The organism is Bradyrhizobium sp. UFLA06-24, assembly GCF_054967145.1.
The window spans coordinates 57,012-68,100 of the sequence record NZ_JADFUE010000038.1; the positions used below are offsets into that span (position 1 = coordinate 57,012).

Below are 11,089 nucleotides of genomic sequence, written 5' to 3' on the forward strand. Positions count from 1 at the left end.
TCGGTGTTCTCTGTCACCCGGCACCCTTTCGGTGCTCCGTTGCCTAAACTCCTAGCGGCAAAAGGTTTCGGGACGTTTCCGCGGAAAACCGAAAACGGTTTCGTCGCGGAAAGGATTGTTTCATGACAGTTTCGTGGCCGCAGGGGGCCGTTAACGAACAAAACAACGGGCCGACACTTCTGTGACGTCACACGCCTGAAATATCCTTCGTTGATGGTCGGTGCCTGAGAATCATCAAACTCTCGGGATTTCCCCATGCGGGTATTAATCGCGACTGACGCCTGGCATCCGCAGGTCAATGGTGTGGTGCGCACGCTGACCTCGCTGGCGAACGCGGCCAAGGCCCTCGATGTCGAGATCGACTTCCTGACGCCCGACGGCTTCCGGTCGTGGCCGCTGCCGACCTATCCGGGCCTGCGCATCGCGCTGCCCTCGGCGAAGGAGATCGCGCGGCGGATCGAGAAGTGCGCGCCGGACGCTCTGCATATCGCCACCGAAGGCCCGATCGGCTGGGCTGCCCGGGCCTATTGCCGCCGCAACCGGCTCGCCTTCACCACCTCCTACACAACGCGCTTTCCGGAATACATTTCAGTGCGGACGGGTCTTCCGGTCGCCATCGGCTATGCCGTGCTGCGCCACTTCCATGATGCCGCCGCAATGACCATGGTGGCGACCCCGTCGCTGCGTCAGGAGCTCGCAGGCCGCGGCTTCAAGCGGCTCGGCTTCTGGACGCGCGGCGTCGACACCGAGCTGTTTCATCCAGATGGCGCTGCGCCCCTCGACCTGCCGCGTCCGATCTTCATGACCATGGGCCGCGTTGCGGTGGAGAAGAATCTCGAGGCGTTCCTCGCGCTCGATCTGCACGGCACCAAGGTCGTCGTCGGCGACGGTCCGCAGAAGGCGGCGCTCGAGAAGAAATATCCCGATGCCGTTTTCCTCGGCGAAAAGAAGGGCGCGGATCTCACCGCCCATCTCGCCGCCGCCGACGTCTTCGTGTTTCCGAGCCTCACCGACACCTTCGGCGTGGTGCAGCTCGAAGCGCTCGCCTGCGGCACGCCGGTTGCGGCGTTTCCGGTCACGGGTCCGAAGGACGTCATCGCCGACCATCCCATCGGCGCAATCGACGATGATCTGCGCGCCGCGTGCCTGCGCGCACTCACCATGTCGCGCGAGACCTGCCGCAGCTTCGCGCTGGAGCGCTCCTGGGAGAACAGTGCGCGCCAGTTCGTCGGCAATCTCACCTCACTTCAGCCCAGCCGCGCCTTGCGCGCCTCGCCTCGGATGGCGCGGCGGCCGGTGCGCGGTTGATTCATATTTGACCCACAGCGAGAACCTCATCGATGGCTAAGATCATGAACCTTGACGGCACCCAGCAGCTCGACCTCACCCGTGGCTCCGTCGAGCAGGCCTATGATCGCTGGGCGCCGGTCTACGATCTCGTGTTCGGCGGTGTGTTCGCCAAGGGCCGGCAGGCGGCGATCGCAGCGACCAACAAGATCGGCGGGCGTGTGCTCGAGGTCGGCGTCGGCACCGGCATCTCGCTGCCGCTCTACGCCCCGAACCTGCGCATCTTCGGCACCGACATTTCGGACGCGATGCTCGACAAGGCGCGCCGCCGCGTCAAGGAGGGCAATTTGAAGAATGTGGAGGGCCTCGCGGTGATGGATGCCGAGAAGCTCGAATTCCCCGACAATTCCTTCGACGTCGTGATGGCGCAGTACGTCGTCACCGCCGTGCCGAATCCGGAGAAGGCGCTCGACGAATTCGCCCGCGTGCTGCGGCCGGGCGGCGAGCTGATCATTCTCACCCGCGTCAGCGCCGACACCGGCATGCGCCGGTTCATCGAGCAGAAGCTCCAGCCGGTGGTGCGTCCGCTCGGCTTCCGCACCGCCGAGTTCGCCTGGTCGCGCTATGCCAAATGGCTCGCCGGCGCGAAGGGGATCGAACTTGCCGAGCGTCGCCTGATTCCGCCGCTCGGCCATTTCTCGCTGGTGCGCTTCCGCAAGATCGAGATCGCCAAGGCGGCCTGATCGCGCTCATGTGCGTGCGTCGCCGCGTCGCTGCGCACCGTCACATGACAAAATGATGATGTCACACCGCGTACATCGAATCTCTGTAAATCCTGAACCCGAAGCATTTTGGGGGAGAGCATGATCAAGAATTATCTCGAGCAGCTGCGGATCCAGCGCTGGGACGACCATCGCTACTATCACCACAGCCGCATCAATCAGAGCCTGCACTTCGTCAGCGCGCTGAGCTTTCTCTTCGCCTATGTCTGGCTGTTCGTCGATCCCGTGATCTCGGCGCTGGTGGGCTGGCTGGTCTCGATGACCTCGCGCCAGGCCGGTCACTTCTTCTTCGAGCCGCACGATTACGACCACATCAACCAGGCGACGCACGAATACAAGGAAGAGATCAAGGTCGGCTACAATCTTCAGCGCAAGGTGGTGCTGATGGCGATCTGGGCGGCTTCGCCCCTGGTGCTGTTTGCCGATCCCACGCTGTTCGGCCTGTTCACGCCCTGGGCGAGCGCGACCGACTTCATGCGGCAGGTTGCCAAGATCTGGCTCGTGGTCGGCGGGGGCGGCCTTCTGTTCCGCACCGTGCATCTGTTCTTCATCCGCGACGTCGAGACCGGCCTCGTCTGGATGACCAAGATCCTGACCGACCCGTTCCACGATCTGATGCTCTATCGGAGTGCGCCGCTCGCGTTGATGCGCGGCGAACTGATGGATCCCGGCCTGCATCTCAACCCGGAACACACGCTCGGCCTGATTGCCGAGCCCGTGCTCGAAGAGCAGCACGCCTGAGCGCGCTGGTCTCACTAAACATCCCGATGTCTGATGGTTACCTCACGCCCGGGCTCGTCCCGGGCATCTACGTGTTGGAGGCTGTCGCTGCGGCGGCTCCTTCGCCTCTCCTCGCGTGCGGGGAGAGGCCGACGCGCGTAGCGCGGCGGGTGAGGGGGGCTCTCCGCGCGGGCGTTGCTAGTGGGGCGTCCGCCAATTCTCACCGAGCCTGCGGAGAGTCCCCCTCACCCCAACCCTCTCCCCGCAAGCGAGGAGAGGGGGAGGAGAGAGCTCGCCCCGGAATGACGGTTGTGGTGGAGGGAAGAGCCTCAGCGACCAAATCGTTTGGCCAGCATCTCTTTCAAGATCTGCCGCTTGATGGTCTTGTTGGTGAGCGCGCCGTCGTGCCACCAGAAACCGTCAGCCTTCATCTTCCCGGCCGCGCGGACGAAGCGGTCGGCGACCTCAGCGAAATCGGCGTCGGTGTAGTTGAGGCTGAAGATCAGCCGGCCGGTGCCAACCCAGCTCAACGCCAGGCCCTCGGCGCGCAGGTAATATTGCAGCATCCAGTTATAGCGCGACGGAATGGTGTATTTCACCGTCCAAATCGACGAGAAGTTGGCGAACCGCACCGGCAGGTCGGCATCGCTCATCATCTGGTTGAGCTTCTGGACGCGACCGTTCCAGGTCGCGTCGAGGCCGTCATAGATGGCGCGGAAGTTCGGGCTGGCCAGCCGGCTCAAGAACTCGTCCATCGCCGTCATGACGTAGGGATGCGAGTTGAAGGTGCCGCGCGCGAAGCAGATGTCGGCGGGACGATCGTCGCGGAAGCGACGCATCAATTCGCGCTTGCCGCAGACCACGCCGACCGGCAGGCCGCCGGCGAGGCTCTTGCCGTAAGTCACCATGTCGGCCTTGACGCCGAAATATTCCTGGGCGCCGCCGGCGGCGAGACGGAAGCCGACGAACACCTCGTCGAAGATCAGCACGATGCCGCGCTGGTCGCAGACCTCGCGCAGCTTCTTCAGCCACGCCGTGTAAGCCGCGCGATCAAAATTGCCGCCACGGGAGGAATCCACCAGCGAGGAATCGCCGGGCGCGTTGACGTTCGGATGGAGGCCTTGCAGCGGATTGACCAGCACGCAGGCGATGTCCTTGCGCGTCTTCAGCACATGCAGGGTCTTCTCCGACATCTCGGAGAGGGTGTAGGTTTCATGCGCGGGAATCGGATTGCCGACGCCGGGCTGCACGTCGCCCCACCAGCCGTGATAGGCGCCGGCGAAACGGACAAGGTGCGTGCGCTTGGTGTGGTAGCGCGCCAGCCGCACCGCCTGCATCACGGCCTCGGTGCCGGACATGTGGAACGAGACCTCGTCGAGACCCGAGATCTTGCAGAGCCGCTGCACGTTTTCGAGAATGACGGGGTGGTAGGGGCCGAGCACTGGGCCGAGCGCATGCGCGCGCTTCTCGGAGCCCTCGATGCATTCCTTGTAGAAGTCGTTGCCGAAGATGTTGACGCCGTAGGACCCGGTGAGGTCGTACGAAATGTTGCCGTCGACATCGGTCACGGTGACGCCGCTCGAGGATTCCATGAAGGTCGAGGTGCCCAGATGCTCGCGGACGAGGCGCGAGAACTGGAACGGCACGCGGTAGCTTTCGGTGAAGTTGAGGTCGGAGATCGTCTCGGCCGCTTCCTTCGTCATCGCGCGGCCCTTGGGATAACGCTCGGCGTAGAGGCCGGCGAGACGAAAGAAGCCGTCCTTGCGCTGCTTCACCACATTCGCGGGCGCGTCGTCACAGCCGAAATATCTGTCGCCGTCGAACTCGTAGAAGGGCAGCAGCTTTGCCACCCGGCGCGACATCTTGGAGTGGCCGGCGAGCGAGCGGTGCTTGGCGCGGGACAGTTCGACCCGCGCCTTGATCTTCGGGAGGACGGCGGCAGCGGATGCTGCGGCGGCCACGGACATCGAGAGAATCGGGAGTGTCGTTTCCATGACAACAAGCGCTAATACTGTGAGCTGACAGATTCATGACAGTCAAAGCCCTCATCGCCTCTTTCACCCAGCAGGAAGACCTCAATTTCCTGCTGACCAACCGCATCCCTCGCGCGGGCCTGACCCGCTTCATGGGCTGGTTCTCCAAGATCGAGAATCCGCTGGTGCGCGATTTCTCCATCGCACTCTGGAAGCTGTTCTCCGACCTCGACCTCTCGGAGGCGAAGAAAGACCATTTCAACAGCCTGCACGACTGTTTCACGCGCGAGCTGAAGCCGGGCCTGCGACCTTTTGATTCCGACCCTTCGGTTGTCGCGAGCCCCTCCGACGGCATCGTCGGCGCCCACGGCCGCATCGCCGACACCGAGTTGTTCCAGGTCAAGGGCGCGCCCTATTCGCTGCTCGATCTGCTCGGCGATCCCGCCCTCGTCGAGCAGCATCGCGATGGCAGCTTCGTCACGCTGCGGCTGACCTCGAGCATGTATCATCGCTTCCATGCGCCTTATGATGCGCATATCGAGCGCGTCACGCTGATCCACGGCGACGTCTGGAACGTCAACCCGATCGCCTTGAAGAGGGTCGAACGCCTGTTCTGCAAGAACGAGCGCGCGGTGATCCGCACGCGGTTGTCGACCGGCGAAGCGGTGACGCTGGTGCCGGTCGCCGCGATCCTGGTTGCGAGCATCCGGCTGCACTTCCTCGACACGGTGCTGAACGCGCAGACCAGGGGACCGGTCAATTTCCCCTGCGACGTCAACGTGGCCAAGGGCGAGGAGCTCGGCTGGTTCGAACACGGCTCGACCATCATCATCCTCGCGCCCGGCGACTTTTCATTCTGTGAGGGGATCACCGAGGGGACGCGCATTCGCGCAGGTCAGGCCCTGCTTCGGCGGAGTCTTCATTCCGCCGCGGGTTGCGGCTATATCGTTGGCGGGGACGGCTAGACGATACGACGGGATCTGTGATGGTGCGGACGCCGGTAATGGCGGCGGGTGGGATCGTGCTGCGGCGTGGCGAGGCGCCGCTGATTGCCGTCGTGCGACAGCGCAAGCGCAACGAATGGGTGCTGCCCAAGGGCAAGCTCGACGACGGCGAGACGCCGAAACAGGCCGCCCACCGCGAGGTGCTGGAGGAGACCGGCCACGACGTCGCCATGCACGAATTCCTGGGCACGCTGGTCTACCAGTCGGGTGGGCGCTCGAAGGTCGTGCACTTCTGGCGGATGGAAGCCGAGGGCGGCCCCGTCCGCAAGCTGATGAGCGACATCAAGGCGGTCGACTGGCTGACGCTGGACGATGCGCTTGCGCGCCTGTCGCGCGAATATGAGCGTGCGTTCCTCACCCAGGTCGGCCCGATCGCGATCGCGGCGGCGGGGCTTCCGATTGCGACTGAGCCGACGCCGACGCTGGCGGCCGATGATATCGATGCCGCCTTGCAGACGTTGACTCCCGCCGAAGCCGCCTCGGTCGACGAACTCAGGCATGGCCTGTTGCAGAAGGTCCGAGCCTGGCTGCGCGGCGAGGCGTGAGCTTTCCCATTCGTCTCTCTCTCTACGCCGTCATTGCCGAGAAAGTGGTGGGCACGCTGCGCTTTGCCCGACTCCGATACATCGCTGCTTCCGCAACGACGGAGGGGAGGCGCGCCCTTCCAACTACTGCCGCTTCTTTTCCCTCGGCGCCGGAGCCGGCGCAGGTCTGCGCGGCACGACGGGGCGTTGGACGCCGGGCAGGCGCTGCTGCAGGCCGGGCTGGCGCTGGACGCCGCCTTGTTGCGGCTGGACGGCCGGCTGCGGGCCGGGCTGCAGTCCGGTGCGCGGCGCTTGCGGCGGTGGCGTCATGCCTGGCTGAGGCGTGACCGCGCCTGGCCGCTGCGGAGGTTGTCCGCCGCGCGGTGGCTGGGTCTGCGGCGTCGCGCCGGGCTGCGTGCCTTGTCCGCTGCGCGGCGGAGCAGCCGGTAGTCCCGGACTCTGCCGCAGGCCGGGTCGCTGCGGACCATGTTGCTGCGGACCTTGGCCCGCGCGCGGCGTGCCCGGTTGCACGGCGCCGCCTTGCCGGCCCGGTGTCTGCGCGCCGGGCGGCTGCTGACCCGGACGGTTGTTCTGGCCCGGCTGAGCCGGCTGACCGTTCGGCCGCTGCGGCTGCTGGTTCGGCGTCGTCGCCGGACGCAATTGCTGTTGCTGGGGCGGCTGCGCCGGGCGTGGGATGCGACTGACCGCAGCCGGATTGGTCCGGCGGAAGTCGCGCTGCTCGGTGACGATCTGGCGACCCGTGGTCTGCGCCGCATGCACCTGGCTGACGAAGCCGCGGTCGCGCGCAATCTGCTGCGGTGGAATCGTGATCGGCACCGCGGCGAAGCGCATGCCGGCTGGGCCGCCCGCGCCCGGCCGGATCGCAAAGCCGCTCGCGGCTTGCGTCAGCGAGCCGAGCCGCGTGCCGCTGGTGCGGTCGTTGACCTCGATATGGCCGACCCGGCCATCGGCGTCGGGATAGAGCTTGATGTTGACGTTGTTGGCGCTGCTCGCGGCCGCGCCCTCGGGCACGTCGACGACGCCGGTGGTGCCGCGAATGCCGAGGGTCGCGGTCGGGGTTGCGATCTTCATGTCGCCGGTCTTCGCCACGGCCGCGGCAACGAAGGCGACGGTGCCCTTGCCGATGTCGAAGATCGCCGAATTCTGCTTGCCGCCGTCTTCATAGACGTAGTTGTCGATGGTGATCTTGGAGCCGGCGGAAAGATTGAACGTGGTGGCGTCGTTGAAGGTGATGCCGAGCGAGGAGTTCGAGGACGTCTGGACGACGTCGTTGAGATAGATGTCGTCGCGCACCTTCAGCGGATAGGAGTTCTTGTCGCGGATCACGGTCGCGATTCCCGTCACGGTCGCGACGTTGCCGATCGGCTCCACAGCGGCGGGTTGGGCGTCGGTGGCCGGTGCGGGCGAGGCCGATGGCGCCGGGGAGGGCGCGGGCGTCGGCTGCGCTTGCGGCTGAGCTTGTACTTGAGCTTGTAGTTGGGCTTGCGCGAGCTCGACTGCGTCGGATGCGCACGCGCGGTCCGCGCCCGCCAGCGGCAGCGCCAGCAGCGGCAAAGCGAACACGATGCGGCGCCAAGCCACCATCAAATCCACGAATGAGGTCCCGGTGAGAACGCGAGGCGAGGTCAGCCGATATCAGCCTGATATGGCTGAATGGCGGATGAACGTGTGTCGCATGGGACGGGCGGACGTTCAAACGCCACGTCCCGATATCAAGGACGTGGCGCCATCATGAGAACAAGAACGCTTGCCAGCGGCGGCGTCAGCTCACCCGCTTCCAGGTCTGGCCGCCGCAGAACAGGCCGCCGAAGGCGCAGCCCTGCACGCGCATCGCGTTCGGACCTTTCATGGCGATGGTCGAGTCGTAGTTGCGGCCGGAGTTGGGGTCGTGGATGCGGCCGCTCCACTTGGCGCCATCGGGCTTCATGTTGATCAGGATCCGCTCATTGGTTTTCTCGGCATAGCCGCAGAGATTGGTGCCGCACTGTTCGACGCGAACATTGCCTTTGTTCTCCTCGGTGGCCCAGACGCCGATCGGTGTATTCGCGGCCTGCACGGGCGCGGCCTGCACGGGCGCGACAGGCGCCGGAGCGGGCGGCGGCGTATAGGCGGGCGCCGCGGCAACCGGCGCGGGCGCGACAACCGGAGCGGGAGCTGCAACCGGCGCCGGCGGCACGGTCGTGTCGAGGGGCGGCGCGGCAGCAACATTTGCCGGAGCGGGGGCAGCGGTCGGCGCTGCCGGAGCGGGGCCAGGCACCGGCGCCTGCGCCACGGGCTGCTGCTGCACCGGAGCGGGCGCGGGCTGTGCCGTCGTCGTCGACGGCGTGGTGTCGTCGTTCCTGGAGCCGCCAAGGCCGTTGAGATTGATGTTGTTCAGCTTGATCGGCTTGTCCGACAGGCCGGGCGCCACGATGGTGACGCAATCGAGCGAGGCGCAATTGCGCGGCGTCTCGATGCGGATGCGCTGGCCCTCGATCTGGAACGAGAGCGAATTGCCGGCATGCGCGGCGGCGGTCGAGGCCAGGAAGAGCGCGGCGGCGGCGATGCTGAGCTTGTTCATGACAATCTCCGAAATGGCGTGGGTCCGAGCTGGACTGAAGTCGGTCGCGGACCGGATGTGGTTCGACCTTATGCCGGCGCTATCGGGCGTTCTGTGATGGACCTCACAACGGCTGCCCGAGCCCGGCATGGTTAAGAAAGGCTGAAATCAACGTGTTGAAGAGTCTTTAAGTAAATTCACCGAACGTGCGCGCATGACGCGCGGAGTTCGTTTGTATCTCGTCGGCTCCATCGTCCTTGTTTCGCTTGCGGGTTGCGGACGCGGCTGGTTCCAGGCCGAACGTGAACCGTGGCGGGCCGAGGCCGAAGCGGCGTGCCTGAAATCGGGCGCCGTGAAAGAGAGCGCCGACATCGTCCGGGTCGAGCCGATCTCCGGCCCCGGAATGTGTGGCGCCGAGTTTCCGCTGAAAGTCGCCGCCCTGGGTGAAGCCTCGAGCAGCTATGGCTTTGCCGACGAGGAGCTGCGCCCGCCCGGCACGATCGGCAATCAGCCGCGCTGGCCGGTGAACCAGCCGCAATCGAATTATCCGGCACCCGGCTATCCGCAGCGGTCGAACTACCCTGAAAGCGCGGTGCGCCAGCCCACCGGCTATGGCGCCTCGTCAGGCCCGGTGTCGCTCAATGCGCCCGGCGTGGCGCCGCAGGACGACGAGATCGACCTGCCGCCAGAGGGCACGGATGCCGCAGGTGCGGCGCGCTACATGAACGCGCCGAGCTATCCGGCGCGGCCGGCGCCGTATTCGCAGGCTCCGTATTCGCAGGCGCCGGCGCAGCAGCCGCTGCCGCGGCTCGGTCCTGCCCAAGGCAATCCCGTCGCCGCCGTCGGTCCCGTCGCGATCAAGCCGACGGCGACGCTTGCTTGTCCGATCGTCTCCGAACTCGACCGCTGGCTTGCCGACAGCGTGCAGCCTTCGGCGATGCGCTGGTTCGGCGCCCGTGTGGTCGAGATCAAGCAGATCTCCGCCTATTCCTGCCGCGGCATGAACGGCAATCCGCACGCCCATATTTCCGAGCACGCCTTCGGCAACGCGCTCGACGTCGCCGCCTTCGTGCTCGCTGACGGCCGCCGCATCACCGTGAAGGACGGCTGGCACGGCATGCCGGAAGAGCAGGGATTTTTGCGCGACGTGCAGTCGGGCGCGTGCGCGCATTTCACCACCGTGCTCGCGCCAGGCTCGAACGTCTATCACTACGATCATATCCACGTCGATCTGATGCGCCGCGCCAGCCGCCGGCGGATCTGCCAGCCGGCCGCAGTCTCCGGCGAAGAGGTTGCCGGACGCGCCCAGCGGCGCAATCCCTATGCGAACTCGCGCGATCCCTACGTGACCGGCTCGCTCGGCACGCACAAAAGCAAGCGCGACAAGATCAACGAGGAAGACGAGTTCTCGGACGACTGACAATAGTCTTGCGAGAATTGTCCTCCGTCGTCATTGCGCGCCAACGGGCCCGCCCGAAGCGCGGCCCGATGACAGGCTCCGCGAAGCAATCCAGATTGTCACCGCGGCGGCAGCCTGGATTGCTTCGTCGCAAGAGCTCCTCGCAATGACGAGGAGAGACAGAGATTCCTGATAGCCGACGACGTCATCTGCTACCCTTGGCGGGGCTAGACTAAGCCATCATCTCGTGCTCGGCTTCGACGATGCCGGCGCCAGCCCCATGCACAGCTGCACTTCGGCCGGGACGTTGTAGGTCCGCATGATGTGGCGGCTGTCGCGCAGGCCGGTTGCCTCGCGTTGGACGACGAACATCCAGAGCGCCTGGCCGGCTTCCATCACCAGCTTCCGTCTTGCCGATTGCAGCGAGGCCGGCATTTCCAGGCGTGGATGGGCCGCGTCGAAGTCGCGCAATTGGACCAGCGCCTGTTCGAGCGTGCGGCCCATTCGTCCAAGCGCCGAGGCCTGTTCCTGGACAAGCTCGTAGTGGAGGATATCGACCGGCGGGCGAAGATCACGGGACATAGCGCTCAATATAATGGCGCGTGTCCCGGACGCGCAACGCGGGGTCCGGGCTGCCGTTACTTTGCCTTGTAGGCGGCCAGGAACATCCGCGTCGCGCTGTCGACGACTTCCCTCATGCGCTGTTCCGATGGCGGCGAGGCGGCCTGGAAGATGAGCGGCAGGAACAGCGAGGCCTTGCACAGTTCCATAAACTGCGAGGCGGCGAGGTCGCAATCGTCGATCTCGAGATCGCCCGAGGCGACATGGGCTTTGAGATAT

11 protein-coding genes are annotated in these 11,089 nt (G+C 65.6%); 6 read left to right on the forward strand and 5 right to left on the reverse strand.

All coding sequences use genetic code 11. The features are described 5' to 3' along the window. The first annotated feature begins 255 nt into the window (after positions 1-255). From IF809_RS26120 to IF809_RS26130, 3 genes are all read left to right on the forward strand, one after another. Complete coding sequence (locus tag IF809_RS26120; protein ID WP_462838945.1) at positions 256-1,308, forward strand: glycosyltransferase family 4 protein; 1,053 nt, start codon at positions 256-258, stop codon at positions 1,306-1,308. 32 nt (positions 1,309-1,340) lie between these two features. Then, on the forward strand, positions 1,341-2,030 hold the full coding sequence (locus IF809_RS26125) for a class I SAM-dependent methyltransferase (RefSeq protein WP_128964667.1): 690 nt from the start codon (positions 1,341-1,343) through the stop codon (positions 2,028-2,030). 120 nt (positions 2,031-2,150) lie between these two features. Then, on the forward strand, positions 2,151-2,810 hold the full coding sequence (locus IF809_RS26130; protein WP_462838946.1) for a hypothetical protein: 660 nt from the start codon (positions 2,151-2,153) through the stop codon (positions 2,808-2,810). Positions 2,811-3,118: 308 nt separating this feature from the next. Here IF809_RS26130 and IF809_RS26135 read toward each other — a convergent pair whose 3' ends face one another. Next, positions 3,119-4,783, reverse strand: coding sequence for an aminotransferase class III-fold pyridoxal phosphate-dependent enzyme (locus tag IF809_RS26135; protein ID WP_462838947.1), 1,665 nt, complete (start codon positions 4,781-4,783; stop codon positions 3,119-3,121). Positions 4,784-4,818: 35 nt separating this feature from the next. On the opposite strand from IF809_RS26135, the gene asd reads away from it, so the two are divergent. Together asd and IF809_RS26145 are read left to right on the forward strand one after the other, a co-directional pair. Beyond that, positions 4,819-5,727, forward strand: coding sequence for an archaetidylserine decarboxylase (gene asd, locus IF809_RS26140; protein ID WP_462838948.1), 909 nt, complete (start codon positions 4,819-4,821; stop codon positions 5,725-5,727). 20 nt (positions 5,728-5,747) lie between these two features. After that, positions 5,748-6,311, forward strand: coding sequence for an NUDIX hydrolase (locus tag IF809_RS26145; protein ID WP_462838949.1), 564 nt, complete (start codon positions 5,748-5,750; stop codon positions 6,309-6,311). 123 nt (positions 6,312-6,434) lie between these two features. Here IF809_RS26145 and IF809_RS26150 read toward each other — a convergent pair whose 3' ends face one another. Then, on the reverse strand, positions 6,435-7,895 hold the full coding sequence (locus IF809_RS26150; RefSeq protein ID WP_462838953.1) for a FecR family protein: 1,461 nt from the start codon (positions 7,893-7,895) through the stop codon (positions 6,435-6,437). Positions 7,896-8,073: 178 nt separating this feature from the next. Continuing rightward, positions 8,074-8,871, reverse strand: a complete 798-nt coding sequence (locus tag IF809_RS26155; protein WP_128964673.1) for a DUF2147 domain-containing protein — start codon at positions 8,869-8,871, stop codon at positions 8,074-8,076. A gap of 193 nt (positions 8,872-9,064) precedes the next feature. Here IF809_RS26155 and IF809_RS26160 point away from each other — a divergent pair, with 193 nt between their 5' ends. Next, complete coding sequence (locus IF809_RS26160; protein WP_462838950.1) at positions 9,065-10,270, forward strand: extensin-like domain-containing protein; 1,206 nt, start codon at positions 9,065-9,067, stop codon at positions 10,268-10,270. Between the two features lie 219 nt (positions 10,271-10,489). Here the strand turns inward: IF809_RS26160 and IF809_RS26165 are convergent, their stop codons facing one another. Both IF809_RS26165 and IF809_RS26170 read right to left on the reverse strand, forming a co-directional pair. Beyond that, entirely contained in the window at positions 10,490-10,831 is a 342-nt protein-coding gene (locus IF809_RS26165; RefSeq protein ID WP_462838951.1) for a DUF6665 family protein, read from the reverse strand. A 56-nt stretch (positions 10,832-10,887) separates the two neighbouring features. Next, on the reverse strand, positions 10,888-11,089 hold a 202-nt coding region (locus IF809_RS26170), incomplete at its 5' end, for a TetR/AcrR family transcriptional regulator C-terminal domain-containing protein (RefSeq protein ID WP_462838952.1).